We start from the raw sequence: 25,226 nt of genomic DNA, 5'->3' as shown, positions 1-25,226 counted from the left end.
CAGACCGGAAAGAGGTTGGCGTTCATGCAAATTCCGGCGCTTTTGTTCTCACTCATAAGGGGCTAAATTATGTTTATTCATGAGCACCCGTATATCGGCCGTGCGCCATTGGCGAGCGCGCAATGTCTTCAATTAGCACGGAAATTTCCCACTTTCTTCGCTTGAAAATGTAGGCCCCCGCCGAAAGGCACATGAGAATATTCTCAGAAGGCCCTGGGGTGCCAGGCGCTCAAAGCGCGCGATCGGCGATCGCCGGCGATCCGCGTGCCCAGGGTCGCAGCAGCCGCCAACCAGGCGGGTATAGTCATCCGACCCCCCGACACGAACCCCATAGATTCAACGACTTGCAATGAAGCTGGCAACCTGGAACGTCAACTCCCTCACCGCCCGCCTGCAGCACGTCCTCGACTGGCTGGCCGCCAATCCGGTCGATGTCCTGTGCCTGCAGGAACTCAAGATGAGCGACGACAAGTTTCCGCTTGAGGTGCTCAAGGACGCTGGCTACGATTCGGCCGTGTTCGGCCAGAAAACCTACAACGGGGTCGCGATCCTGAGCCGCGCGCCGGTTCGCGACGTCCTGAAGAACATCGGCGGTTTCGCCGACGATCATTCACGCGTCATCAGCGGCACGCTCGACACGCCGGCCGGCGCGCTGCGCATCGTCAATGGCTACTTCGTCAACGGCCAGGCGCCCGACAGCGAGAAGTTCGTCTACAAGATGAAGTGGCTCGACGGCCTGCACGACTGGCTGCGCCAGGAACTGGTGGCCCATCCGAACCTGGTCCTGCTCGGCGATTTCAACGTCGCCCCCGAAGACCGCGACAGCTACGACCCGGTCGGCCTCGCCGGGACGATCCACCACACGCCCCAGGAGCGCGCGCATTTCAACGCGCTGCTGCAACTCGGCCTGGCGGACAGCTTCCGGCTCTTCGAGCAGCCGCCCAAGAGCTACTCCTGGTGGGACTACCGCATGCTCGGCTACCAGAAGAACCGCGGACTGCGCATCGACCATGTCCTGGTCAGCCAGCCGCTGGTGCCACGCGTCAAGAGCTGCGTGATCGATCGCGTGCCGCGCAAATGGGAAAAGCCCAGCGACCACGCGCCGGTGATCATGGAGCTGGCCCCATGAAGAACCCGCTTGCGCTCACCACGCTCGCGCTGCTGCTCGGACTTTCGGGCTGCAGCGTGTTGAAGCCGGAAGCGACGACAGCCGCCGCGCCGGCCGCAGCGCCCGATACCGCAGCATCCTCGACCGAGGCCTCCCCCTCGCGACTGATCACGGCCCAGACACCGGCCGTGAAGGCCTACCGCAAGGTCGGCGCGGCGGCCATCTACAAGAAGTACCCGCAGCGCATCTACAAGGGCAAGATTCCGCCGCTGGTCTATGCCGTGGTGGTGACCGAGACCGACGTCGATGCCGACGGCCGAGTCAAAGGCGTTTACTTCTCCCGCACGCCCAGCCACGCGCCCGAGGTGAGCGGCATGATCGCCGAGCTGATCAAGGGCGCGTCGCCGTTGCCCAGCCCGGGCAAGATCGGCGCTCACACCTATGTCGACACCTGGCTGTGGGACAAGAGCGGCCAGTTCCAGCTAGACACGCTGACCCTGGGCCAGCGCAATCGCTAGCAACGGCTCACCCCCAAAGCGCCTGCGGCGCCTCCCCCTCCGGGGGCGATACCTGCGGCCCGGCAAAGCCGGCTCCGCGGTATCCCTGGCATTGGCTGCATCCGCATCAACGCCCTGAGGCGAAGCTCGGCTGCATTCTTACTCGAGCCCCAATTCCTGGATCTTGCGGGTGATGGTGTTGCGGCCGATGCCGAGCTTCTGGGCCGCCTCGATGCGGCGGCCCCTCGTGCTGGCCAGCGCCGTCAGGATCAGCCGCGACTCGAAGCGGCGCGACAGCGCATCCCAGACATCGGTTCGGCCCGCCGCCAGCATGCTCTGGGCTTCGAGTTCGAGGCCGCTCTCCCACGCCGGCGAAGCCGCTGCCGCCGCCGGCACACCCGCGGCGGCAGGCGCCGCAACGGCCGTCGACGCGGGCATCCCCAGCGGCTCGCGCTCGGCCACCACCGGCGCGGCCACCGCATGCGGCTCCGCGGCCGGGGCGATCGCCATCACTTCGGGCGGCAGGTCCTTGGCCTCGATCAGCTGTGCCGGCGCCATCACGGTCAGCCAGTGGCAGATGTTCTCGAGCTGGCGAACGTTGCCCGGAAAACCGAAGGTCGCCAGCTGCGCCAGCGCCGCATCGGAGATGCGCTTCGGCTCGACGCCGAGCTGCTTGGCGCTCTGCTGCAGGAAATGCCGCGTCAGCGCCGGCACGTCCTCGCCGCGCTCGCGCAGCGCCGGCAGCCGCAGCCGGATCACGTTGAGCCGGTGGAACAGGTCTTCGCGGAAGCCGCCGAGCTTCACGCGCTGTTCGAGGTCCTGGTGGGTCGCCGCGATCACCCGCACGTTGGCCTTGACCGAGTTGTGGCCGCCGACGCGATAGAAATGCCCATCGCTCAGGACGCGCAGCAGGCGCGTCTGCAGGTCGAAGGGCATGTCGCCGATCTCGTCGAGAAACAGCGTGCCGCCTTCGGCCTGTTCGAAACGGCCGCGGCGCATGGTCTGGGCGCCGGTGAAGGCGCCGCGCTCGTGGCCGAACAGCTCGCTCTCGAGCAGGTCCTTCGGGATCGCGGCCGTGTTGATGGCGACGAACGGGCCGCTCGCGCGCGGCGAATGCTTGTGCAGCGCCCGCGCCACCAGTTCCTTGCCCGAGCCCGATTCGCCGGTGATCAACACCGTGACATTGCTTTGCGACAGCCGGCCGATGGCACGGAACACGTCCTGCATCGCCGGCGCCTGCCCGAGCATCTCGGGCGCGGCCGCCATGCGCTCCTCGGCCACTTCCTCGCGCTGGCTTTCGTCGACCGCGCGGCGGATCAGTTCGACCGCGCGCGGCAGATCGAAAGGCTTCGGCAGGTATTCGAAGGCGCCGCCCTGGAAGGCCGAGACGGCGCTATCGAGGTCGGAGAAGGCCGTCATGATGATCACCGGCAGGCCAGGATGCTTGGCCTTGATCTTGTCGAGCAGGTCGAGCCCCGAGCCACCGGGCATGCGGATGTCGCTGACCAGGACCTGCGGGCCCTGGGTCTCGTCGTCGGCCGCCGCGTCGAGGGCGGCTAGAACCTCGCGCGGATTGGTGAAGCTACGGGTCGGCAGGTCTTCGCGCAGCAGCGCTTTTTCCAGCACGAAGCGGATTGATTGATCATCATCCACTATCCAGATCGGCTTCATGCAGCTCCTTGTTGCTTGGCTGCTAGGGCAGCGGTATCAGTATCTTGAAATCGGTCCGTCCCGGGACGCTGTCGCACTCGATCACGCCGTGATGCTGTTGCACAAAAGTTTGCGCAAGCGTCAATCCCAAGCCTGTCCCGCCATCCCTGCCCGACACCAGCGGGTAAAAAATGCGGTCCTTGATCGCGTCCGGCACGCCCGGTCCGTTGTCGATGACATGCAATTCCAGTGCCAGTCGATACCACTGCTTATTGAAGATAACCTGACGCGCGATGCGGGTCTTGAAAGTGATCTGCGCATCGCCCGCGGCACGCCGCTCGGCCAGGGCCTGGGCGGCGTTGTGGACAATGTTGAGCGTGGCCTGGATCAGCTGCTCGCGATCGCCGCGAAACTCGGGAATCGAGACGTCGAAGTCGCGCTCGATGTGGAGGTCGCGCGGAAACTCCGCCAGGATCACCGAACGCACCCGCTCGCAGACCTCGTGGATGTTGACGTCGCCCACCACGTGCGGCCGCCGGTGCGGCGCCAGCAGCCGGTCGACCAGCGTCTGCAGCCGGTCGGCCTCGTGGATGATGACCTGGGTGTACTCGATCAGGTCGCGCGACTCGACCTCCATCTGCAGCAGTTGCGCGGCGCCGCGAATGCCGCCGAGCGGATTCTTGATCTCGTGCGCGAGATTGCGGATCAGCTCCTTGTTGGCCTGCGCCTGGTCGAGCAGCCGCTCCTCGCGGTCCTGCCGCGCCTGCTGCTCGAGCGGCGACATCTCGATGATCAGCTCGCCCGCCTTGTCGCTCTGGGCCAGTGTGACCAGCACCGGCATCAGCTCATGGTTGACGCGGCGCAGCAAGGCCTCGTAGCGCAGCGTCGCGAAGTCGTTGCTGCGGGCGCCGTCGATGGCGGTGCGCAGCACCTGAGGCTCCTGGAAGCAGGCCCCGAACTGCGAGCCCTCGAGCGTGCGGCGCGAGGTGCCGAGCGCGTCCTCGAGGCCCGCGTTCGCGAACAGCACCGAGCCGTCGACCCGCACCACCGCGATCAGCGTCGACAGCAGGTCGAAGGCCTGGAAGCGCTTGCCCGGTCCAGCCGATTTACCAAAGGCCATCCGCTCAGCGATTGACCGCGGGCAGGCGGCCGATCTCGCGTTGAAGGCCGGCGATGTCGCTCTCGTTGCGGGCGATCTCGGCCTTCATCTCGGCCACGCGGTCGAGATACTTCTGGTAGTTCTTGCTTTCGCTGCCCTGCTTCTCGGGCTCGCCGTTGTTGTAGTCCCTGAGCAGCTGGGTTTGCCGCTCCTGGGCCTTGCGCAGTTCGGCCTCCAGCACCGAGCGGGCCTCGCCGTCGCGCGCACGCTGGTCGGCGCCTTCGACCCGCGGGCTGCCGGCCGGCGCGCGCACCGCGGTCCCGCCGGCGGCCGGCGCGGCCGAGGCGACCGGCCGGGTGCCCTGAACGATGGTCAGGTTGCCGCCTTCCATGATCTTGCAGCCGCGCTGCTGGGCGACGGTCGCGTTGTTGGTGTATTCGTTGCCGCAGCGCCAGACGCGCTCTTGCTGCGCCTGGGCCTGCAAAGGCACGCCGGCCGCCGCCACGGTGGTCAGCAGGAGAACGGAGAGAGTCTTCATGGTCTTGGGTGTAGTGCGCCGCAAGTCGGCATTTTCATGCAATTCGAAACAGATCCGACCCGGATGTTCCCGCCCAAACAAAAAGGACGGCCGCAGCCGTCCTTTTTTAACGCTCCGGCGCAAGCCCGAGCTGATCACGAATCACAAAGAATAATACATGTCGAACTCGACCGGATGCGTCGCCATGCGGAAGCGCGTCACTTCCTGCATCTTGAGGTCGATGTAGGCATCGATGTACGAATCGGTGAACACGCCGCCCTTGGTCAGGAAGGCACGGTCCTTGTCGAGGTACTCGAGCGCCTGGTCGAGGCTGTGGCAGACGGTCGGGATCAGCGCGTCTTCTTCCGGCGGCAGGTGGTACAGGTCCTTGCTGGCGGCTTCGCCCGGATGGATCTTGTTCTCGACGCCGTCGAGGCCGGCCATCAGCAGCGCCGCGAAGCCCAGGTACGGGTTCATCAGCGGGTCCGGGAAGCGGGCTTCGACGCGGCGGCCCTTCGGGTTCGCCACGAACGGGATGCGGATCGAGGCCGAGCGGTTCTTGGCCGAATAGGCCAGCTTGACCGGGGCTTCGAAGCCGGGCACCAGGCGCTTGTAGCTGTTGGTGCCGGGGTTCGTGATGGCGTTCAGCGCGCGGGCGTGCTTGATGATGCCGCCGATGTAGTGCAGCGCGAAGTCGCTCAGGCCGGCGTAGCCGTCGCCTGCGAACAGGTTCTTGCCGTCCTTCCAGACCGACTGGTGCACGTGCATGCCCGAGCCGTTGTCGCCGACGATCGGCTTCGGCATGAAGGTGGCGGTCTTGCCGTAGGCGTGGGCCACGTTGTGGATCACGTACTTCTGCAGCTGGACCCAGTCGGCGCGCTGGATCAGCGTGCTGAACTTGGTGCCGAGCTCCATCTGGCCGGCGTTGGCCACTTCATGGTGATGCACTTCGACCGGGATGCCCAGCGATTCGAGCACCAGGCACATCTCGGAGCGCATGTCCTGGAAGCTGTCGACCGGGGGCACCGGGAAGTAGCCGCCCTTGACCGCGGGACGGTGGCCGGTGTTGCCGTGCTCGAATTCCTTGCCGGTGTTCCAGGCGGCTTCTTCGGACTCGATCTTCACGAAGCAGCCGGACATGTCGTTCGACCAGCGCACGCCGTCGAAGACGAAGAATTCGGGTTCCGGTCCGAAGAAGGCGGTGTCGCCGAGGCCCGAGGCCTTCATGTAGGCTTCGGCGCGCTTGGCCAGCGAGCGCGGGTCGCGTTCGTAGGGCTTGCCATCCGACGGGTCGACCACGTCGCAGGTCAGGATCATCGTCGTTTCTTCGAAGAACGGATCGATGTTGGCCGTGTTCGGATCGGGCATGAGCTGCATGTCCGACGCTTCGATGCCCTTCCAACCGGCGATCGAGGAGCCATCGAATGCGTGGCCCGAAGTGAACTTGTCTTCATCGAACGCGGAAACGGGCACGGTCACGTGCTGCTCTTTGCCGCGGGTGTCGGTGAAGCGGAAATCGACGAACTTGACCTCGTTTTCCTTCACGAGTTTGAGTACGTCGGCGACGGTCTTGGCCATCAGGTTCTCCTTGGTATGGACAGGGGGTTGGAAGTACGGGAATTCAGGATGCAGTTTCTATGCCATTGTCACAGGGGCCGGGAGCGCCTCGGTGCCCCGGGGAACCCCCAAAACAAGGCAAGTTGTAACCAATATGGTGCGTCGTTTGTCAACGCACCATTTCGGGGCCAAGCCGTGCATCAAAGCCGTGCAGACCGGCCAGCAGCTGGCTGTAGGCGGCTTCGACCCGGCTCGCATCGCCCTTGACGCCGAGCTCGATGTGGCGTCCGTGCTGCGGGTGGTCGACGCTCGGCAGGCTGAACACCTTGATGCCGGGATGGTCGCGCTCGACCGCCTGCATGAGCGGCGTCAGGGTCGCCTCCATGGCGCCGTAGACGATCACCGATTTTTCGCCGGCGCGGCCGCGCGCGAACAGGCCGGCGTAGCGGCCGTCGAGCACCGATTCGATCATCGGCCAGGCCATCACCGGGAAGCCGGGCACGAAGTGGACGTCGCCGACGCTGAAGCCGGGGATCTTGTTGTAGGTGTTCGGAATGATCTTGGCGCCGAGCGGGAACACGCCCATGTTCAGGCGGTGGACGTTGTCCGGGCGGTCGGGCTCGTAGACCGTGCCCTGCTCGCGCGCCGTGTCCTGCATGCGCTCGCGGATCAGTGCCTCGGCTTCGGGATGCAGCGCCAGCGGCACGCCCAGAGCGGCCGCCGCGCACTGGCGCGTGTGGTCGTCGGGCGTGGCGCCGATGCCGCCGGTCGAGAACACGATGTCGCCCGACGCGAAGGCGCGGCCCAGCGCCGCCGTGATGCGCACCGGCACGTCGCCCACGTACTCCGCCCAGCCGAGCTCGAGCCCGCGCGCGGCGAGCAACTCGATCACCTTGGGCATGTGCTTGTCGACGCGCTTGCCCGACAGGATTTCGTCGCCGACGACGATCAGACCGAAAGAACGGCTCATGGGGCACTCCATTGGCTCGCGGCCGCGCTGGCATCCAGCACTTCGACCGCGGAAGAGGAAACGGCGGCCGCGGCACGCTGCGCCCGCAACTGGGCCAGCGCATCGAGGCAATAGTGGGCAAACCACAGCGCCGAGAAGGCGAACACCAGGGTATAGATCCAGATGGCCAGCGGCGCCAGCACGAAGAAGGCGGCGGCGAACAAGAGGCCTGAAGCCCAGACGATGCTGGGTGCCGCACCGAGGTAGCCGCACAGCACGCCGATGCCCAGCAGCGGCAGGCGGTGGGTGCGCAGCAGCGTGTCGCGCTCCTCGGGGCTGGCGTGCTCGGCCAGCGCGTCGAAGCTCATCACGCGGTAGGTCAGCCAGCCCCAGATCAACGGCGGAAGGATCAGCACCAGCGGCGGAATCAGCCACAGCGGCATCGACACCACCAGCGCCAGCAGCGCCAGCACCGTGAGGCCGATCGAACGGGCCATGCTGCCGAAGAAAGAGGCGCCCTTCTTCTGCTCCAGGCTGGCGAAGCGCCGCTCGGCCACCAGCCGGGTGAGCGCCGGCGCCATGATGCCGGCCACGATCAGCAGCGACACCACGACGATCAGCGGCGTGGCGGCGAAGACCACCACCAGCGGCGCCAGCGCGGCCGTGACGTCGCCGGAGAAGAAGCGGCCAATCCAGCCCCAGAAGCCGGCGAGCAGGGGCCAGGCATCGAGCGCCGAGCGGGTCCAGGCCACCGCGGCGTCCCAGTAGAAATAGCCGAGCACCGTCGCCAGCGCGATCATCAGGCCGAGCGGCAGCAGCGACAGCACGATCACCCGCGGGTGCAGGCAGTAGGCGACCGCGCGCCAGAAGGAATCGAGGAGAAGACGCATCGGGTGCCGAGGATAACGCCAGCGGGTGACCGCGGCGCCTCAATCCCTGCCGACCAGGCGCCGCAGCCCGAGCCATTGCTGGGCCCAGAAGCCGCGCCCGTAGTCGCGCACCCGGCCACTCGCATCGGGCTCGACCTGGTCGCGGATGCCGGTGGCGTCGTAGCGGTCTTCGAAGTTGACGCTCCGAAAGAGCATGTCCCACCAGGGCAGCAGCACGCCGAAATTGTGGCCTCCCAAGGTCTTCGGTCCCTGGGACTCGTGCCCGATGCCGATCGCGTGGTGCACCCGATGGAAGCGCGGGCTGATCCACAGGCGCTCGCCGATGGCGCCGAAGCCGAGGCGCAGGTTGGCATGCTGCAGGCTCTCGCTGAGCTGGGTGAAAGCGACGATCGCGATGAACTGCCCCGGCGCGACGCCGATCAGCTGCGCCACGAGGACGATGATCGCGTCGTGGATCAGGTCGTCGAGCAGGTGGTTGCGGTTGTCGCTCCACATCGTCATCTGGCGCTGCGAGTGGTGCAGCGAATGCAGCGCCCACCACCAGCGGAAGCGATGCTGGCCGCGGTGGATCAGGTACTCGACGAAGTCCAGCACGACCAGGTAGATCGCGAACGCGATCCAGGGCACGTCGGTCACGCCGGGCCAGAGTTCGTCCAGGTGCATGCTGCCCCAGCCGGCCGCGCGCGCCGCCCCCAGCAGGTCGTCGAACAGCGGTTGCACGGCGAAGAACATGGCCAGCCGGAACAGCCCGAGCCGGTGGATCAGCGTGTAGAGGATGTCGGTGCGGATCGCGCGCCGGTCGACCACCGGCTCGGCTGGCCGCCAGCGCTGCAGCGGGCCGATGACCGCGACCAGCACCGCGATCTGGATCAGGCCGACCAGCAGCCAGCCGGTGGCGTCGAAGGCATCCTCGACCCAGCCGCCCAGGCCGATGGCATAGACCAGCGGCTGGACGGCGGCCTCGAACAGCCATTGCTGCAAGGACGAGAAGAGGTCGGTGAGCCAATCCATCTGCGTGCGATCCGCGGGAACGACCGAAGGTTCAGGAATGGGCCGCGATCCAGGCGCGGTAGGCCGGATGCTGGCGCAGCGTCTCGAAGCAGAAGCCGCGGGCCTTGAGGCCGACGATCAGCGGCTCGAGGTCGGCCGGCGCCCACGGGTCCTTGCGCGACCAGATGCCCAGGTGCGCAAGCAGGATGTCGCCGGGCTGGATCTTGTCGAGCGCCTGGGCCAGCAGCTGCGCGTTGCTGTAGGTCTCGCTCGGCAGTTCGTCGCCCAGGAAGCCGGCCGACGCCCAGGCCACGTGCTCGAAGCCGCAGGCCTTGGCGGCCGCCAGCAGCTTGGGCGAGGTCTTGCCGCCCGGCGCGCGGAACAGCGGCAGCGGCTTCTTGCCCGTGATGAGCTGCAGCCGCTCGGAGGACTTGGCAACATTGGCGCAGTATTCGGCGGCGCTCCAGGTGAACTCGCGGCCGGCGAAGGCGCCGGCCGTCGGGCGGATCCGGAAGCGCGGCTCGACGCCCTTGATGTCGCCGCGCCAGTAGGCATGGTCGTAGGTGTGGGAGGCGAACTCGTGGCCCTCGGCCGCCCTCGCCTTCCACCACGGCGCCCAATGGTTGTCGAGGCTGTCGCCGTCGGTCTGGGTGCGCTCGGCGGCGGCGAAGAAGGTCACGCGGACGTCCTGCCGCTTGAGCACCTCGGCCACCAGCGGCGCAATGCCCATGTGGCCGGTATCGAAGGTCAGGTAGACCGGCTTGGCGCAGGCCTGGGCCAGCGCCTGGCCCGAGACGGCCGCGCAGGCCGCCAGCAGCAATGCGCCGGCGGCAAGCCTAGGCCGGCGCCGGGCCGCCAGCGCGGCGAAGTCCGCGCTTCGCGCAGACTGGCGGCCTGCTGACTCCCCCTCGGGGGGCAGCGACCCACACGCAGTGGGGGAGCGTGGGGGCCATTCAGGACTTGGCATGGTCGAGCGTCCACACCCCGTGCGGCGACCGGCCGACGTTCACCTGCCGCACCACCTTGCGGCTGGCCAGGTCGACCACGCTGAGCTTCTTGGCCCAGCGCGAGGTCACGTAGAGGGTCTTGCCGTCGGCCGAGACGTCCATGCAGTCGGGTCCGCCGGGCACCGGGTAGGTGTCGGTCACCTGCAGCGTCGCGAGGTCGATGCGGCTGATGGTGTTGGCCACCCGGTTGCTGACGAACACGCTGCGGCCGCCGTCGCCGGCGGCGCGGAAGGCATGGGCGCCCTTGCCGGTCGGGATCTTGCCGACCAGCTTGGGCTGGGCGCCCGCGACGTCGAACACCTGCACGCCATCGCTGCCGGTCAGGCCCACCAGCAGCGTCTTGCCGTCGTGGATGCCGAAGATGTCTGCCGGCATCGGGCCGGTCGCGGTGCGCCAGCGGATGGTCTGCGTCGCCAGGTCGACCGCGATCAGTTCGTCGCTGTCCTGCATCGAGACATAGGCCGTGGTGCTCTTGCCGTCGATCCAGATGTGGCTGGGCGTCTTGCCGGTCGGGATGCGCTTGACCAGCTTGGGCTCCTTGCCGTCCCAGCGGTAGACGTCGACGTGGTTCAGGCGGTTGCCCGCGGTGACGAACCACTTCATGTCGGGCGAGAAGCGCAGGTGGTAGGGGTCGATGATCCCGTAGACCACGCGCTGCACCTCGGCCGTGCGCGGATCGAGGAAGGTCAGCGAGTCACCGGCCGAGTTGGCGACGATCAGCGAATGCTCATCGGGCGCCAGGTAGAGATGGTGCGGCTCCTTGCCGGTCGGGATGCGCGTCTTCTCGGTCCAGCCGGTGGGCTCGATCACGCTGACGGTGGCGTCGAGGGAGTTGAGCACGAAGACTGGCGGGGGTTCGGCGGCCTGGGAAGCCACCGACGCGCAGACAAACAAAAAGGCCGCGAAACGGCCCGTCAGGGAGGAAATGGAGCGCAAGGGAGGAGTTCCGGACGAAGACTGGCTATCTTAACGACCCACACCCACCGTTGGCTGACCGCCGCGCGCGCTGCGCAGGCCTTCGACTTGATCCGCGTCAAGCCAGCGCCACTGGCCGGGCGCCAGGTCGTCCGGCAGCGCCAGTTGCCCGATGCGCGAGCGATGCAGCGCCTCGACCCGGTTGCCGACCGCCGCCAGCATGCGCTTGACCTGGTGGTACTTGCCTTCGGTCAAGGTCAGCCTCAGCTGCAGCGGGCCGGTGGCCTCGCAGGCGGCGGCCCGGACCGGCTTCGGGTCGTCGTCGAGCACCACGCCGGCCAGCAGCCGGTCGATCTGGCCCGGGTCGACCGGATGCTTGGTCGTGACCTCGTAGACCTTCGGCACATGGTGCTTCGGAGACCCCATCCGATGGATGAACTGGCCGTCGTCGGTCAGCAGCAGCAGGCCCGTGGTGTCCTGGTCGAGGCGACCGATCGCCTGCACGCCCTGCACGGCCCCCTTGTTCGGCCGCAGCCGCAGCGGCGAAGGCAGCAGCGTGTAGATGCTCGGGTAGGTCGACGGCTTCTGCGAGCATTCGGTGCCGGCCGGCTTGTGCAGCATCAGGTAGGCCTTCTCGTGGTACGCCCAGGCAGTGCCCTGGACCGTGAAGTGCAGGCCGTCGGTCGCCACGTCCGCGCCGGGATCTGTGACCGGGGCGCCGTCGATCGTGACGAAGCCCTGCTGGACCAGTCCGGCGCACACGCGCCGGGTGCCGAAGCCCTGGGTGTAGAGAATTTCTTCGATATGCATTCAGTAGCCGAGCGCGAGGCCCGTGTTGCGGCGCGGATCGTTGGCGCCATAGAAGCGGTTGGCGCCCACCGGCCGGCCCCCTAGCGTCGGCGCGCCGACCAGGATCGCCGCCAGGTGGTTGGCGGGCTGGGCCTCGCCGAATTCGTGGCCCATGTCGACCAGGATCTTGCGGGTGTCCGGCGACAGCGCGAACGGCTCGACGTTGGTCACGTCCGGCATCCACTGCTGGTGGAAGCGCGGCGCGTCCACGGCTTCCTGCACGTCCATGCCGTAGTCGACCAGGTTCAGGATGCTGTGGAGCACCGTCGTGATGATGCGGCTGCCGCCCGGCGTGCCGACCACCAGCACCGGCCGTCCGTCCCGCGAGACGATGGTCGGGCTCATCGAGCTCAGGGGCCGTTTTCCCGGCGCGATCGCGTTGGCTTCGCCCTGGATCAGCCCGTACATGTTGGGTTCGCCCGCCTTCGAGGTGAAGTCGTCCATCTCGTTGTTGAGCAGCACGCCGGTGCCTGCCGCCATGACCTTGGCGCCGAACCAGTCGTTGAGGGTGTAGGTCACCGACACCGCATTGCCCCACTGGTCGAGGATCGAATAGTGCGTGGTGTTGCTGCCTTCGTGCGGCGCGACCCCGTTGCGCAGGTCCTTGGACACGCCGGCGCGCGCCGGATCGATGGTGCTGCGGATCTTGTCGGCATAGCGCTTGTCGATCAGGCGCTCGACCGGGTTCTTCACGAAGTCCGGGTCGCCCAGCTGGCTGTTGCGGTCGACGTAGGCATGGCGCATGGCCTCGATCTGGTAGTGCACGCCCTGGGCCGACCGGAAGCCCAGCGACTTGAGCGGGTAGCCCTCGAGGATGTTCAGCATCTCGCAGAGCACCACGCCGCCCGAACTCGGCGGCGGCGCCGAAATGACGCGATAGCCGCGGTAGCTGCACTCGATCGGAAGCAGTTCGCGCGCCTTGTACTGGTCGAGGTCGGCCTGCGTGATCAGCCCGCCCCCGGCCTGGTTCGAGGCCACGATCGCGCTGCCCACGGGCCCCTTGTAGAAGCCGTCGACCCCGTGGCGGCTGATCGCCTTCAAGGTCTTCGCCAGGTCTTTCTGGACCAGCTTCTGCCCCACGGCGAAGGCTTCGCCCTTGTTCAGGAACACCGCCGCCGACGCCGGATCGCTGCTGAAATCGGTGGTGGCGGTCGCCAGCATGTCGATGTCGCCCTGCTGCAGCACGAAGCCGCGTTCGGCCAGCGCGATCGCCGGCGCGACCAGCGCGCTGCGCTTCATGGTGCCGTACTGTTCGCGGGCCCGCTCGAGGCCGGCGACCGTGCCGGGCACACCGACCGCGAGGTGGCCCCGGGTGCTGAGGCCCGGAATCAGGTTGCCGGTCTTGTCGAGGTACATGTCGGGCGTTGCCGCCAGCGGCGCCTTCTCGCGGAAATCCAGGAAGGTCTTGCGGCCGTCGGCCAGCTGCGCCGTCATGAATCCGCCGCCGCCGAGATTTCCGGCCGCCGGATAGACCACCGCCAGCGCGTAGCCCACCGCCACCGCGGCGTCGAACGCGTTGCCGCCGCGCTTGAGCACATTGACGCCCACCTGGGTCGCCAGGGTTTGGGCGCTCACGACCATGCCGTTCTCGGCGGTGACCGGTGCCTGCGAGGCCGCCTGCGCAAAGGCGCCGGCCCACGTGAATGCCGCTGCCACGCCCAGGCGCAGCGCCTTCGTCCAGCAGTGGCGCCGCGCATGCACGTCGCTGTGGGTCGTCAATGTCGTCTTCGATGAATCCATGGGCCTCTTTGCACGGGACAGGGGGTGCCGTGGAGGGATTGGATCGCAGATGCGCCGCCGATGCAAAATGCATCGGCGGCGCGTTCTTGAGTGGTGGAGCTGGGGGGATTTGAACCCCCGTCCGCAAGCCTTCTTCGCGCAGATCTACATGTTTAGCGGTCTGATTTGAGTCTCGCCACCGGTGTCGCGCAGTCGCACGCTACACCGGCCGCCAGCACCCTATTTTCTCGTCCCGACCCAAGGTACCCGGATCAGGACCAGCCCATGTAGATTATCTTTGCAGCCGGGAGGCGTCAGATTGCTCTAGCGCCCCCTTGCCCAGCCCATCGGCCTGCTGTTGCAAAGCTCACCGGCAATTAAGCGGCGAGTGCGAAACGTTCGTCGTTTGCAGTTAGTTTGTTTGAATCTGTTTTACGAGCGCATTCAGCTCGACATGCCCCGCTGCGATTCCGAACCCACGTCGAAACCAGTGCAGCCCCAAGGCTCGCATTTTAGGCCTGTTTCAGCCATTGCAAGAGTTCCATCGGCGAAGCGATCGCGGCGTCGGCTTCCCAGCGCGCGACTTCCGCCTGCTCGCCCATGTAGCCGTAGGTGGCAGCCACGGTCCGCATACCGGCGGCCCGGCCGGCCATCATGTCGCGTTCGTCGTCGCCCACGTAGACACAGTGCTCCGGCGCGACGCCGAGCCGGCGCGCCGCCTCGAACAGCGGCTCCGGATGCGGCTTCGCATGCGGCGTGGTGTCGCCGCTGACGATCGCGCGCGCACTCTCGAACAGCGCCATCGCGCGTGTCAACGGCACCGTGAAGCGCTCGGACTTGTTGGTGACGACGCCCCACTGCAGGCCCGATGCCCTCAGCGCCTCGACCAGCTCGGCCACGCCTTCGAAGACCTGCGTGTTGAGCAGCATCCGCGATTCGTACTTGACGAAGAACTCTTCCCGCAGTACCGGGAAATCGGGCGCCTCGGGCGTGATGCCGAACGCCACGCCCAGCATGCCCCGCGCGCCGGCGCCCGCCATCGGGCGATAGCGCGCGAGCGGCAGCGAAGGCAGGCCGCGCTCGGTCCGCATCTGGTCGGCCGCGGCGCCCAGGTCGGGGGCGCTGTCGATCAGGGTGCCGTCGAGGTCGAACAGGACGGCTTCGGTGCGGCGCGTGCTCACAGGGGAGCCGCCGGCTTGCGGGTCGCGAACATGTAGTTGACGCTGGTGTCGCCGCTCAGCCAGTAGCGCCGGGTCAGCGGGTTGTGCTCCAGGCCGCGGGTGTGGCGCAGATCGAGTCCGGCCGCACGGCAATGGGCGGCCAGCTCGCTCGGCCGGATCAGCTTCTGGTATTCGTGGGTGCCGCGCGGCAGCATGCCCAGCAGGTACTCGGCCCCCACGATCGCCAGCATGAAGGACTTGAGGTTGCGGTTGATGGTCGAAAAGAAGACCCAGCCGCCGGGCTTGGCGAGGTCGGCGCAGGCCTTGACGACGGAGGCCGGATCGGGCACGTGTTCGAGCATCTCCATGCAGGTCACGACGTCGAAAGCGGCTGGCTGCTCGGCCGCCAGCGCCTCGGCACTGACCGAACGGTACTTGACGCCGCGCGTGCCGGCCTCAAGGGCATGCAACTGCGCCACCTTGAGCGCCTTGTCGGCCAGGTCGACACCCAGCACCTCGGCGCCCTTGCGCGCCATCGAGTCGGCCAGGATTCCGCCGCCGCAGCCCACGTCGAGCACCTTGCGCCCGGCAATCGGTGCGATGCCGTCGATCCAGTCGAGCCGCAGCGGATTGATTTCGTGCAGTGGCCGGAATTCACTTTCGAGATCCCACCAGCGGTGCGCGAGTTCGGAAAATTTGGCGAGTTCCGCCGGATCGGCATTCACGGTATCTGTCATGCAGCGATTATGAAACGTCGCGAATTGAAATGCCGGCGCGCGGCCGGCCATAAAAAAACCCCGCCGAGGCGGGGTTTTCATCAGCGATTCTGGCGAATCACTTGTTGGGGCGGGTGCCGACCACTTCGATTTCCACGCGGCGGTTCTTGGCGCGGCCTTCGGCGGTGCGGTTGTCAGCGATCGGCTGGCTCTTGCCCTTGCCTTCGGTGTACACGCGGTTCTTTTCGACGCCTTGCGAGACCAGGAAGGCCTTGACGGCTTCAGCGCGGCGGACCGACAGCTTCTGGTTGTACGCAACGGTACCGATCCAGTCGGTGTGACCCACGGCGATGATGACTTCCAGGTTCACGTCCTTGATCTTGGAGACCAGGTCGGTGAGCTTGGCGCGGCCTTCAGGCTTCAGGACGTACTTGTCGAAGTCGAAGAATGCGTCAGCGGCGAAGGTGACCTTCGAAGCAGCGACTGCCGGGGGAACCGGAGCCGGTGCCGGAGCAGGTGCAGCAGCCACAGGAGGTGCCGGAACCAGAGCGCCGTCGCAACCAGCGGCAGCCGTTGCGGGCGTCCAGTTGGCATCGCGCCAGCACAGTTCGTTCGTGCCGTTCTTCCAGACCAGTTCGCCCGTGCCGTTTTGCCAGTTATCGATGACCGGTCCGCCATTCGCAGCGGTGACACGGGTCTGCGCGCCGGCGGCAGTGGCGAGCGCAGCGACTGCAAACATCATCGCCACTTTATTCAGTTTCTTCATGGTTCTCCTCTTGGGGAAAAAGCCGCAGCCGCGCTGCGAATCAAGGACGCTTTAAGTGACCACCACCCAAAACGTTGAGGCGATTGTGCCATAGGGTCTTTGGCAAACCCCCCCGCAGACGCCCCGGAAACGTAGGACGGAGGCGGAATACCGGCCTTGTGTTGCGGCGGTGCGACACCGTCCACAGCGTAAAATTCCGCCTCCCTTGCCGTCAGCGTGCCGCCCATGACCTCGTTCGCCAAAGAAACACTGCCCATCAGCCTCGAAGAGGAAATGCGTCGCAGCTACCTGGATTACGCCATGAGCGTGATCGTCGGGCGCGCCCTTCCGGACGCCCGGGACGGCCTCAAACCGGTGCATCGGCGTGTGCTTTTCGCCATGCACGAGCTCAACAACGACTGGAACCGGCCCTACAAGAAGTCGGCACGTATCGTCGGCGACGTCATCGGCAAGTACCACCCGCACGGCGACCAGTCGGTCTACGACACCATCGTGCGGATGGCGCAGAACTTCTCGATGCGCCACATGCTGGTTGACGGTCAGGGCAATTTCGGCTCGGTCGACGGCGATATGGCGGCCGCCATGCGCTATACCGAGATCCGGCTGGCCAAAATTGCCCACGAAATGCTGGGCGATATCGACAAGGAAACAGTCGATTTCGGCCCCAATTACGACGGCTCCGAAAAAGAGCCGCTGGTATTGCCGAGCAAACTGCCAAATCTGCTGGTCAATGGCGCCGGCGGCATCGCGGTCGGCATGGCGACCAACATCCCGCCGCACAACCTGAACGAGGTGGTCGACGCCTGCCTGCACCTGCTGCGCCACCCCGACGCCAGCATCGACGACCTGATGGAGATCGTGCCGGCGCCCGACTTCCCCACCGCCGGCATCATCTACGGCATCAACGGGATCAAGGACGGCTACCGCACCGGCCGCGGCAAGGTCGTGATGCGCGCCAAGTGCCACTTCGAGGACATCGACCGTGGCCAGCGGCAGGCGATCATCGTCGACGAGCTGCCCTACCAGGTCAACAAGAAGACGCTCCAGGAGCGCATGGCCGAGCTGGTGCACGAGAAGAAGATAGAAGGCATCAGCCACATCCAGGACGAATCCGACAAGTCGGGCATGCGGCTGGTGATCGAGCTCAAGCGCGGCGAAGTGCCCGAGGTGGTGCTCAACAACCTCTACAAGCAGACCCAGCTGCAGGACACCTTCGGCATCAACATGGTGGCGCTGGTCGACGGCCAGCCGAAGCTCTGCAACCTCAAGGACCTGATCGAGGTCTTCCTGCAGCACCGCCGCGAAGTGGTCACTCGCCGCACCGTGTTCACCCTGCGCAAGGCGCGCGAGCGCGGCCATGTGCTCGAAGGCCTGGCGGTGGCGCTGGCCAACATCGACGAATTCATCGCGATCATCCGCAACGCGCCGACGCCTCCGGTCGCCAAGGCCGAGCTGATGAGCCGCGCCTGGGACAGCAAGCTGGTGCGCGAGATGCTGACCCGCACCCGCGCCGATGGCGGCGTGATCAACGCCGACGACTACCGGCCGGACGGCCTCGAGCGCGAATACGGCATGCACGCCGACGGCCTCTACAAGCTGTCGGACACCCAGGCCCAGGAAATCCTGCAGATGCGCCTGCAGCGCCTGACCGGCCTCGAACAGGACAAGATCGTCGCTGAATACAAGGACGTGATGGCCGAGATCGACGACCTGCTCGACATCCTGGCCAAGCCGGAGCGGGTCTCGGTGATCATCGGCGACGAGCTCGGCGCGATCAAGCAGGAGTTCGGCCAGAGCAAGCTGGGCGCCCGCCGCAGCCTGGTCGAACACAGCGCCTTCGACCTCTCGACCGAGGACCTGATCACGCCCACCGACATGGTCGTGACCCTGTCGCACAGCGGCTACATCAAGAGCCAGCCGCTCAGCGAGTACCGGGCCCAGAAGCGCGGCGGCCGCGGCAAGCAGGCGACGGCGACCAAGGAAGACGACTGGATCGACCAGTTGTTCATCGCCAACACGCACGACTACATCCTGTGCTTCTCGAACCGCGGCCGGCTCTACTGGCTCAAGGTCTGGGAGGTGCCGGCGGGCTCGCGCGGCTCGCGCGGGCGGCCGATCGTCAACATGTTCCCGCTGCAGGAAGGCGAGAAGATCAACGTCGTGCTGGCGCTCACCGGCGAGAAGCGCACCTTTCCGGCCAACCAGTACGTCTTCATGGCGACCTCGATGGGCACGGTCAAGAAGACCGCGCTCGACGAATTCAGCAACCCGCGCAAGGCCGGCATCATCGCGGTCGACCTCGACCCGGGCGACTACCTGATCGGTGCCGCCCTGACCGACGGCGCCCATGACGTGATGCTGTTCTCCGATGGCGGCAAGGCGGTGCGCTTCGACGAGAACGACGTCCGCCCGATGGGCCGCAACGCCCGCGGCGTGCGCGGCATGACGCTGGAAGACGGCCAGGGCGTGATCGCCATGCTGGTGGCCGAGGACGAAGAGCAGAGCGTGCTCACCGCGACCGAAAACGGTTACGGAAAACGTACAAGCATTACCGAGTACACGCGTCACGGCCGGGGAACCAAGGGCATGATCGCGATTCAACAAAGTGAACGTAACGGCAAAGTGGTGGCGGCGACTCTCGTGCATGCCGACGACGAGATCATGCTCATCACCGACAAGGGTGTCCTCGTGCGCACCCGAGTCTCCGAAATCCGCGAACTGGGGCGAGCGACGCAAGGCGTCACCCTGATCGGACTCGACGAAGGCGCCAAGCTCAGCGGGCTGCAGCGCATCGTCGAGAATGACGCGAATATCGAGAATGAACCCGGCGCCGACGACGACACTTCCACCCCCCCTTCAACGGAGAACCCTCAGTGAAAAAAATCAAACTCGCGCTCCTCACGGCCGCGCTTGCCGGCAGCTCGCTGGCCATGGCCCAGGACAAGGCGACCTTGATCAAGCAGTTCATCGACATGCAGCGCCCCGGCATCGAATCGCTGGCGCGCGGACTGGTCGAACAGTCGAGCGCCCCGATCGCCCAGGCCGGCTCCCAGTACCTGCAGACGCAGGTGCCGGCCGAGAAGCGCGAAGCCGCCGCCAAGGCCGCCGATGCCGAACTCAAGAAGTACTTCGACGAGGCCTACCCGATCGTGCGCGACAAGGCCGTGCAACTGGCACCGGGCGCCCTGACCCCGATCATGGAGCAGAACTTCAGCGAAGACGAACTCAAGCAGCTCATGGCCTGGATCAGCTCGCCGCTGAGCAAGAAGTACCAGGAGGTCAACCCCAAGCTGCAGACCGCCCTGACCGAAAAGCTGGTGGCTGACACCCGCGCCACGATCGAGCCGAAGATGGTCGCGCTCGACGCCAGCGTCGCCAAGGCCCTGGGCGCACCGACCGGCGGAGCCGCTGGTGCCGGCAAGCCCGCAGCGCCCGCCAAGGCGCCTGCCAAGAAGTGACGAAGCCCGCGGGTCCGCGCCCGTACAACTTCTCCGCCGGTCCGGCCGCGATGCCGGAGGCGGTGCTGCAGCGCGCCGCCGCCGAGATGCTCGACTGGCACGGCAGCGGCATGGGCGTGATGGAAATGAGCCATCGCGGCAAGGAGTTCGGCGCGATCTGCACGCAGGCCGAGGCCGACATCCGCGAACTGCTCGCGGTACCGTCGCAGTTCCACATCCTGTTCATGCAGGGCGGTGGGCTGGGCGAGAACGCGATCGTGCCGATGAACCTGTCGCGCGGCACGCGTGCCGACTTCGTCCTCACGGGCAGCTGGAGCATCAAGTCGCACAAGGAAGCCCAGCGCTACTGCGAGGCGAAGGTGGTGGCGAGCAATGCGGCGGACGGCCACACGCGGCTGCCGGATCCGGCCGGCTGGCAGCTCTCGGCCGATGCGTCCTACGTCCACGTCTGCACCAACGAGACCATCAACGGCATCGAATTCCAGCAGCTGCCCGACCTCGCCGCGCTCGGCAGCAAGGCACCGCTGGTGATCGACTTCTCGTCGCACGTGGCGTCGCGCCCGGTCGACTGGTCGCGCGTGGGCCTGGCCTTCGGCGGCGCCCAGAAGAACCTCGGCCCGGCCGGCCTCACGATCGTGATCGTGCGCGACGACCTGCTCGGCCACGCGCTCCAGATCTGCCCGAGCGCCTTCAACTACAAGACGGTGGCGGACAACCAGTCGATGTACAACACGCCCCCGACCTGGGGCATCTACATCGCCGGCCTGACCTTCCAGTGGCTGCGGGAGCAGCAGGAAGGCGAACTGCGCGGCATCGCGGCCATGGAGGCGCGCAACGTCGCCAAGGCGCGGCTGCTGTACGACTTCATCGACGGCTCCGACTTCTACGCCAACAAGGTCGACCCCAGCTGCCGCTCGCGCATGAACGTCCCTTTCTTCCTGGCCGACGAAAGCCGCAACGAGGCCTTCCTGGCCGGCGCCCGCGAGGCCGGGCTGCTGCAGCTCAAGGGCCACAAGTCGGTCGGCGGCATGCGCGCCAGCATCTACAACGCCATGCCGCTGGCCGGCGTGCAGGCGCTGGTGGCCTACATGCGAGAATTCGAACGGTCGCGTGCCTGATCTGACCCCCACGCTCCTCACTGCGTGTGTCGCTGCCCCCCGAGGGGGCCGCAGGCCGCCTTGGGGCGGCCCGGCGCCGACCTAGGGACCTGCAGACACCGAGCACTTGACCAATGACCGCACCAGCCACACCGCCCTCCACCCCCGAAACCTCCCCCGGCCTGGCCGATCTGCGCGTGCAGATCGACTCGCTCGACCAGCAGCTCCTCGACCTCCTGAACCGGCGCGCCCGCGTGGCCGAACAGGTCGGCGAGGTCAAGAAGCGCGAGGGCACGCCGTTCTTCCGGCCCGACCGCGTGGCCCAGGTGATCGAGAAGATGCAGCAGAGCAACGGCGGCCCGCTGAAGGCGCTGCACGTGGCCGCCATCTGGCGCGAGATCATGTCGGCCTGCCTGGCGCTCGAATCGCCGCAGCGGGTCGCCGTGCTCGGCCCCGAAGGCACTTTCTGCGAGCAGGCCGCGGTCGAGTACTTCGGCGGCGCCGCCGACCTGGTCTATTGCGCCAGCTTCGACGAGGTCTTCCATGCCACCGCCGCCGGCAGCGCCCAGTACGGCGTGGTCGGGGTCGAGAACTCCACCGAGGGCGTGGTCACGCGCTCGCTCGACCTGTTCCTGCACTCGCCGACCCACGTGGTCGGCGAGGTCAGCCTGCTGGTGCGCCACCACCTGCTGCGTTCGAGCAACTCGCTCGAGGGCATCGAGGCGGTGCTGGCCCATCCGCAGGCGCTGGCCCAGTGCCAGACCTGGCTCGCCAAGCACCTGCCGAACGCCGAGCGGCGCGCAGTGTCGAGCAACGCCGAAGGCGCCCGGCTGGCGGCCGGCAACCCGGCCTGGGCAGGCCTGGCCAGCGAACGCGCGGCCACCCGCTTCGGCCTGCACATCGTGGCCCACGCGATCCAGGACGACTCCTACAACCGCACCCGCTTCGCCGTCATCTGCCTGCCGCAGACGCTGGCGATGCCGCCGGCGACCGGGCGCGACTGCACCAGCCTCGTGGTGTCGGTGCCCAACCAGCCCGGCGCGGTGCACGACCTGCTGGTGCCGCTCAAGGCCAACAACGTCTCGATGACCCGCTTCGAGTCGCGGCCGGCCCGCACCGGCCAGTGGGAGTACTACTTCTACATCGACCTCGACGGCCATCCCTCGCAGCCCAACGTGGCCGCCGCGCTCGTCGAACTGCGCAAGCTGTGCGCGTTCTACAAGGTTCTCGGCGCCTACCCCATCACGGCATGAACCCCCACGCTCATCGCTTCGCGTATCGCTGCCCCCCGAGGGCGCGCTCAGTGCCCTTCGGGCGGCCGGGCGGGCACTGACGATGATCGAACAACTGGGCCTGATCGGCTGCGGATTGATGGGCGGCTCGTTCGCGCTGGCGCTCAAGCGCGCGAAACTGGTGAAGCGGGTGGTCGGCTACAGCAAGTCGCCCTCGACCACCGAACGCGCCCGGCAGCTTGGTGTCATCGACGTCGCGGCGCCATCGGCGCTGCTGGCGATGTCGGGCGCCGACCTGGTGCTGATCGCGGTCCCGGTCGGCGCTTCCGAGCAGACTTTCAAGGCGATCCGCCACGGCATCAACGACAAGATGTTCGTGATGGACGTCGGCTCGACCAAGGGCGACGTCATCGAGGCGGCGCGGCGCGGCCTGCAGGACCAGATCGGCGCCTTCGTCCCGGCCCACCCGATCGCCGGCAAGGAGGTTGCCGGCGTCGAGCATGCGGATGCCGACCTGTACGCCGGGCGCCAGGTGGTGCTCACGCCGGTCAAGGCCACGCTGCGCTCGAACGTGCAGCGGGCCTCCAAGGTCTGGACCGCCATCGGTGCCAAGGTGGTGACGATGACGCCCGAGGCCCATGACAGCGCCTTCGCGGCCGTGAGCCACCTGCCGCACCTGCTGGCCTTCGCCTTCATCAACGCCATGACCGCGCACCCCCAGGGGAGCCGCTTCCTCGAACTGGCGGGCCCGGGCTTCCGCGACTTCACGCGCATCGCCGCCAGCGACCCGACCATGTGGCGCGACGTCCTGCTGGCCAACCGCGAGCAGGTGCTGCTGCAGGCCCAGGGCTTCCGCGAGGCCCTGGCCCACCTCGAGGCGCTGGTGCGCACCGGCAACGCCCAGGAGCTGGAAGACGCGATCGCGGCGGCGAGCGGCACTCGCTCCCTGTGGCAGCCCGGCGTGGCCGCCTCGCCGGACTGACCATGTTCACGACCCCCTTCCTCGACATCCCGCCGCTGGACGCGGCCGCCGGCACCGTCCGGCTGCCGGGCTCCAAGAGCATTTCCAACCGCGTGCTGCTGCTGGCGGCACTGGCCAGCGGCACGACGACCGTGCACGACCTGCTCGATTCGGACGACACGCGGGTCATGCTCGATGCGCTGGCCGCGCTCGGCTGCAGCGTCGAGCGCGCCGGCGACACCCTGCGCATCAAAGGGCTCGGCGGCCGGTTGAAGACGCCCTCGGCGTCGCTGTTCCTCGGCAACGCCGGCACCGCGATGCGGCCGCTGACCGCCGCGCTGGCCCTGCTGGGCGGCGAGTTCGAGCTGCGCGGAGTGCCGCGGATGCACGAGCGCCCGATCGGCGACCTGGTCGACGCCCTGACCCAGCTCGGCTGCCGTGTCGACTACCTCGGCAACCCGGGCTATCCGCCGCTGCAGATCCATCCGGTCGCGCTCGACGACCTGCAGCTCGACGCCCCGATCCGCGTCCGCGGCGACGTCTCCAGCCAGTTCCTGACCGCGCTGCTGCTGGCCCTGCCCCTAGCCGCCCGGCGCGACATCGTGATCGACGTGGTCGGCGAACTGATCTCCAAGCCCTACATCGAGATCACGCTCAACCTGCTGGCGCGCTTCGGGATCACCGTGCAGCGCGAGGGCTGGCAGCGCTTCACGATTCCGGCCGGCAGCCAGTACCGCTCGCCGGGCGACATCCACGTCGAGGCCGATGCGTCGTCGGCCAGCTACTTCATCGCGCTCGGCGCCATCGCCGAAGGAACAGGCATCCGGATCGAGGGCGTCGGCGCCGAATCGATCCAGGGCGACATCCGCTTCATCGAGGCCGCGCGCCAGATGGGCGCCAGGGTCGACAGCGGCCCGAACTGGCTGGCGATCTCGCGCGGCGCCTGGCCGCTCCGGGCCATCGACCTCGACGCCAACCACATTCCCGATGCCGCGATGACGCTGGCCGTGATGGCGCTCTACGCCGATGGCCCGAGCACGCTGCGCAACATCGCCAGCTGGCGCGTCAAGGAAACCGACCGCATCGACGCCATGGCCAACGAGCTGCGCAAGCTCGGGGCCACGGTCGAGGACGGCCCCGACTTCATCCGCGTCCACCCGCTGCCGGCCGGCAGCTGGCGGCCGGCCAGCATCAAGACCTACGACGACCACCGGGTGGCGATGTGCTTTTCGCTGGCGGCCTTCAATCCGGACGGCGTCGCGGTGCGCATCCTCGATCCGCACTGCGTCGCCAAGACCTTCCCCGATTATTTCGAGACCCTGTTCTCGGTCGCCCATGCGCCCGAGGTGCCGGTGATCTGCATCGACGGCCCGACCGCCTCGGGCAAGGGCACGCTGACGGTCGAGGTGGCACGGCGGCTCGGCTATCACTACCTGGACTCGGGCACGCTCTACCGCGTGACCGGGCTGGCGATGCGGCGCGCCGGACTCGACGCCCAACCCGCCCACGAGGCCCGCATCGCCGACCTGGCGCGGGCCCTGCCTCTCGTGTTCAACGAGGGCAAGGTGCTGTTGGCAGGCGAGGATGTGAGCGAGGACTTGCGCACCGAGGCCGCCGGCATGGACGCCTCGCGCGTCTCGGTGCTGCCGGCGGTGCGGGCTGCCCTGCTGGCCCTGCAGCGCAGCTTCCGGCGCCTGCCGGGCCTGGTGGCCGACGGCCGCGACATGGGCACCGTGATCTTCCCGGACGCCGGGCTCAAGGTCTACCTCACGGCGAGCGCCGCCCACCGTGCCGAACGGCGCTATAAGCAGTTGATTTCAAAGGGTATTTCGACTACAATCGACAGTCTTCGCGCCGACCTGGAAGCGCGTGACCTTCGGGACTCGTCCCGCAGCGTCGCGCCACTGAAGCCGGCGCCTGATGCCCGCCTCCTGGACAACTCGCACCAGACGATCGAGCAATCGGTCGTGCAGGTGCTTGCCTGGTGGCAGGAAGTACAGCCGTTCGAGTCCGCTTGAACGGTGTTTTCGATCCAGCCGGGTCCCCGCCGCGCGACAGCGCATCGGCCCTGCTGGTTGTTCAACCCTAA

Annotated in this window: 22 protein-coding genes and 1 other RNA gene; 8 read left to right on the top strand and 15 right to left on the bottom strand. The window is 67.3% G+C overall.

Translation table 11 applies throughout. From position 1 onward, the window contains the following. The first annotated feature begins 349 nt into the window (after positions 1 to 349). Together xth and QTI17_RS22065 are read left to right on the top strand one after the other, a co-directional pair. Complete coding sequence (gene xth / locus QTI17_RS22070; protein WP_286535610.1) at positions 350 to 1,129, top strand: exodeoxyribonuclease III; 780 nt, start codon at positions 350 to 352, stop codon at positions 1,127 to 1,129. Next, positions 1,126 to 1,626, top strand: coding sequence for a hypothetical protein (locus QTI17_RS22065; protein WP_286535609.1), 501 nt, complete (start codon positions 1,126 to 1,128; stop codon positions 1,624 to 1,626). The genes xth and QTI17_RS22065 overlap by 4 nt, the downstream gene beginning before the upstream one ends. A gap of 138 nt (positions 1,627 to 1,764) precedes the next feature. Here the strand turns inward: QTI17_RS22065 and ntrC are convergent, their stop codons facing one another. The 15 genes from ntrC to ompA form a co-directional block, all read right to left on the bottom strand. Continuing rightward, on the bottom strand, positions 1,765 to 3,276 hold the full coding sequence (gene ntrC, locus QTI17_RS22060) for a nitrogen regulation protein NR(I) (RefSeq protein WP_286535606.1): 1,512 nt from the start codon (positions 3,274 to 3,276) through the stop codon (positions 1,765 to 1,767). 22 nt (positions 3,277 to 3,298) lie between these two features. Then, positions 3,299 to 4,375, bottom strand: coding sequence for a nitrogen regulation protein NR(II) (gene glnL / locus QTI17_RS22055; RefSeq protein WP_286535605.1), 1,077 nt, complete (start codon positions 4,373 to 4,375; stop codon positions 3,299 to 3,301). Between the two features lie 4 nt (positions 4,376 to 4,379). Then, on the bottom strand, positions 4,380 to 4,892 hold the full coding sequence (locus tag QTI17_RS22050) for a hypothetical protein (RefSeq protein ID WP_286535604.1): 513 nt from the start codon (positions 4,890 to 4,892) through the stop codon (positions 4,380 to 4,382). 141 nt (positions 4,893 to 5,033) lie between these two features. Next, a complete protein-coding gene (glnA, locus tag QTI17_RS22045; RefSeq protein ID WP_286526283.1) occupies positions 5,034 to 6,449 on the bottom strand; it encodes a type I glutamate--ammonia ligase in 1,416 nt (471 codons plus the stop codon). A gap of 148 nt (positions 6,450 to 6,597) precedes the next feature. Beyond that, positions 6,598 to 7,398, bottom strand: a complete 801-nt coding sequence (locus QTI17_RS22040) for a competence/damage-inducible protein A (protein WP_286535602.1) — start codon at positions 7,396 to 7,398, stop codon at positions 6,598 to 6,600. Then, the gene (locus tag QTI17_RS22035) at positions 7,395 to 8,267 is read right to left on the bottom strand and encodes an EI24 domain-containing protein (RefSeq protein WP_286535601.1); all 873 of its coding nucleotides are present in this window, start codon (positions 8,265 to 8,267) and stop codon (positions 7,395 to 7,397) included. Before QTI17_RS22035 ends, QTI17_RS22040 begins: the two co-directional genes overlap by 4 nt. Before the next feature lie 39 nt (positions 8,268 to 8,306). Further along, positions 8,307 to 9,278 (bottom strand): sterol desaturase family protein, encoded by a 972-nt coding sequence (locus tag QTI17_RS22030; protein ID WP_286535600.1) that lies wholly within the window; start codon positions 9,276 to 9,278, stop codon positions 8,307 to 8,309. A gap of 31 nt (positions 9,279 to 9,309) precedes the next feature. Next, on the bottom strand, positions 9,310 to 10,077 hold the full coding sequence (locus QTI17_RS22025) for a polysaccharide deacetylase family protein (RefSeq protein WP_286535599.1): 768 nt from the start codon (positions 10,075 to 10,077) through the stop codon (positions 9,310 to 9,312). Between the two features lie 133 nt (positions 10,078 to 10,210). Continuing rightward, a complete protein-coding gene (locus QTI17_RS22020; RefSeq protein WP_478139410.1) occupies positions 10,211 to 11,182 on the bottom strand; it encodes a YncE family protein in 972 nt (323 codons plus the stop codon). Between the two features lie 48 nt (positions 11,183 to 11,230). After that, positions 11,231 to 11,989, bottom strand: a complete 759-nt coding sequence (locus QTI17_RS22015; RefSeq protein ID WP_286535598.1) for a pseudouridine synthase — start codon at positions 11,987 to 11,989, stop codon at positions 11,231 to 11,233. After that, a complete protein-coding gene (gene ggt, locus QTI17_RS22010; protein ID WP_286535597.1) occupies positions 11,990 to 13,768 on the bottom strand; it encodes a gamma-glutamyltransferase in 1,779 nt (592 codons plus the stop codon). Positions 13,769 to 13,859: 91 nt separating this feature from the next. Next, positions 13,860 to 14,247: a transfer-messenger RNA gene (gene ssrA, locus QTI17_RS22005) on the bottom strand. Positions 14,248 to 14,259: 12 nt separating this feature from the next. Beyond that, positions 14,260 to 14,928: a phosphoglycolate phosphatase gene (gene gph, locus QTI17_RS22000; RefSeq protein ID WP_286535596.1), complete on the bottom strand. Its 669-nt coding sequence runs from the start codon at positions 14,926 to 14,928 to the stop codon at positions 14,260 to 14,262. Continuing rightward, positions 14,925 to 15,644 (bottom strand): bifunctional 2-polyprenyl-6-hydroxyphenol methylase/3-demethylubiquinol 3-O-methyltransferase UbiG, encoded by a 720-nt coding sequence (gene ubiG / locus QTI17_RS21995; RefSeq protein WP_286535595.1) that lies wholly within the window; start codon positions 15,642 to 15,644, stop codon positions 14,925 to 14,927. Before ubiG ends, gph begins: the two co-directional genes overlap by 4 nt. 97 nt (positions 15,645 to 15,741) lie before the next feature. Then, a complete protein-coding gene (gene ompA / locus QTI17_RS21990) occupies positions 15,742 to 16,389 on the bottom strand; it encodes an outer membrane protein OmpA (protein WP_286526293.1) in 648 nt (215 codons plus the stop codon). A 225-nt stretch (positions 16,390 to 16,614) separates the two neighbouring features. Between ompA and gyrA the strand changes: the two genes are divergently transcribed. The 6 genes from gyrA (at position 16,615) to QTI17_RS21960 (ending at position 25,155) form a co-directional block, all read left to right on the top strand. Beyond that, complete coding sequence (gene gyrA, locus QTI17_RS21985) at positions 16,615 to 19,266, top strand: DNA gyrase subunit A (protein WP_286535594.1); 2,652 nt, start codon at positions 16,615 to 16,617, stop codon at positions 19,264 to 19,266. Next, complete coding sequence (locus tag QTI17_RS21980; protein WP_286535593.1) at positions 19,263 to 19,847, top strand: DUF2059 domain-containing protein; 585 nt, start codon at positions 19,263 to 19,265, stop codon at positions 19,845 to 19,847. Before gyrA ends, QTI17_RS21980 begins: the two co-directional genes overlap by 4 nt. Positions 19,848 to 19,897: 50 nt before the next feature. Next, positions 19,898 to 20,965 carry a 3-phosphoserine/phosphohydroxythreonine transaminase gene (gene serC, locus QTI17_RS21975; RefSeq protein ID WP_286535713.1) on the top strand — a complete coding sequence of 356 codons (1,068 nt, stop codon included), beginning with the start codon at positions 19,898 to 19,900 and terminating at the stop codon, positions 20,963 to 20,965. A gap of 113 nt (positions 20,966 to 21,078) precedes the next feature. Next, positions 21,079 to 22,197 carry a prephenate dehydratase gene (gene pheA / locus QTI17_RS21970; protein ID WP_286535592.1) on the top strand — a complete coding sequence of 373 codons (1,119 nt, stop codon included), beginning with the start codon at positions 21,079 to 21,081 and terminating at the stop codon, positions 22,195 to 22,197. A gap of 82 nt (positions 22,198 to 22,279) precedes the next feature. Further along, on the top strand, positions 22,280 to 23,158 hold the full coding sequence (locus QTI17_RS21965) for a prephenate dehydrogenase (protein ID WP_286535591.1): 879 nt from the start codon (positions 22,280 to 22,282) through the stop codon (positions 23,156 to 23,158). Between the two features lie 2 nt (positions 23,159 to 23,160). Further along, a complete protein-coding gene (locus QTI17_RS21960) occupies positions 23,161 to 25,155 on the top strand; it encodes a bifunctional 3-phosphoshikimate 1-carboxyvinyltransferase/cytidylate kinase (protein ID WP_286535590.1) in 1,995 nt (664 codons plus the stop codon). The last annotated feature ends 71 nt before the right edge of the window (positions 25,156 to 25,226 follow it).

It is taken from the genome of Variovorax sp. J31P179, assembly GCF_030316985.1.
Taxonomy (GTDB): domain Bacteria; phylum Pseudomonadota; class Gammaproteobacteria; order Burkholderiales; family Burkholderiaceae_C; genus Variovorax; species Variovorax ginsengisoli_B.
The sequence above is the reverse complement of the archived record's forward strand: the minus strand, read 5'-3'. Positions and strand labels throughout refer to the sequence as shown.

What these genes read in the sequence shown, in the direction of transcription:
- QTI17_RS21965 (WP_286535591.1), top strand. Translation starts at nt 22,280, where the DNA reads ATGATCGAACAACTGGGCCTGATCGGCTGCGGATTGATGGGCGGCTCG.
- ntrC (WP_286535606.1), bottom strand. Translation starts at nt 3,276, where the DNA reads ATGAAGCCGATCTGGATAGTGGATGATGATCAATCAATCCGCTTCGTG.
- pheA (WP_286535592.1), top strand. Translation starts at nt 21,079, where the DNA reads ATGACCGCACCAGCCACACCGCCCTCCACCCCCGAAACCTCCCCCGGC.
- QTI17_RS22030 (WP_286535600.1), bottom strand. Translation starts at nt 9,278, where the DNA reads ATGGATTGGCTCACCGACCTCTTCTCGTCCTTGCAGCAATGGCTGTTC.
- ubiG (WP_286535595.1), bottom strand. Translation starts at nt 15,644, where the DNA reads ATGACAGATACCGTGAATGCCGATCCGGCGGAACTCGCCAAATTTTCC.
- ompA (WP_286526293.1), bottom strand. Translation starts at nt 16,389, where the DNA reads ATGAAGAAACTGAATAAAGTGGCGATGATGTTTGCAGTCGCTGCGCTC.
- ggt (WP_286535597.1), bottom strand. Translation starts at nt 13,768, where the DNA reads ATGGATTCATCGAAGACGACATTGACGACCCACAGCGACGTGCATGCG.
- QTI17_RS22015 (WP_286535598.1), bottom strand. Translation starts at nt 11,989, where the DNA reads ATGCATATCGAAGAAATTCTCTACACCCAGGGCTTCGGCACCCGGCGC.
- QTI17_RS22050 (WP_286535604.1), bottom strand. Translation starts at nt 4,892, where the DNA reads ATGAAGACTCTCTCCGTTCTCCTGCTGACCACCGTGGCGGCGGCCGGC.
- QTI17_RS22035 (WP_286535601.1), bottom strand. Translation starts at nt 8,267, where the DNA reads ATGCGTCTTCTCCTCGATTCCTTCTGGCGCGCGGTCGCCTACTGCCTG.
- QTI17_RS22065 (WP_286535609.1), top strand. Translation starts at nt 1,126, where the DNA reads ATGAAGAACCCGCTTGCGCTCACCACGCTCGCGCTGCTGCTCGGACTT.
- glnA (WP_286526283.1), bottom strand. Translation starts at nt 6,449, where the DNA reads ATGGCCAAGACCGTCGCCGACGTACTCAAACTCGTGAAGGAAAACGAG.
- xth (WP_286535610.1), top strand. Translation starts at nt 350, where the DNA reads ATGAAGCTGGCAACCTGGAACGTCAACTCCCTCACCGCCCGCCTGCAG.
- QTI17_RS22040 (WP_286535602.1), bottom strand. Translation starts at nt 7,398, where the DNA reads ATGAGCCGTTCTTTCGGTCTGATCGTCGTCGGCGACGAAATCCTGTCG.
- serC (WP_286535713.1), top strand. Translation starts at nt 19,898, where the DNA reads ATGCCGGAGGCGGTGCTGCAGCGCGCCGCCGCCGAGATGCTCGACTGG.
- glnL (WP_286535605.1), bottom strand. Translation starts at nt 4,375, where the DNA reads ATGGCCTTTGGTAAATCGGCTGGACCGGGCAAGCGCTTCCAGGCCTTC.
- gyrA (WP_286535594.1), top strand. Translation starts at nt 16,615, where the DNA reads ATGACCTCGTTCGCCAAAGAAACACTGCCCATCAGCCTCGAAGAGGAA.
- QTI17_RS21960 (WP_286535590.1), top strand. Translation starts at nt 23,161, where the DNA reads ATGTTCACGACCCCCTTCCTCGACATCCCGCCGCTGGACGCGGCCGCC.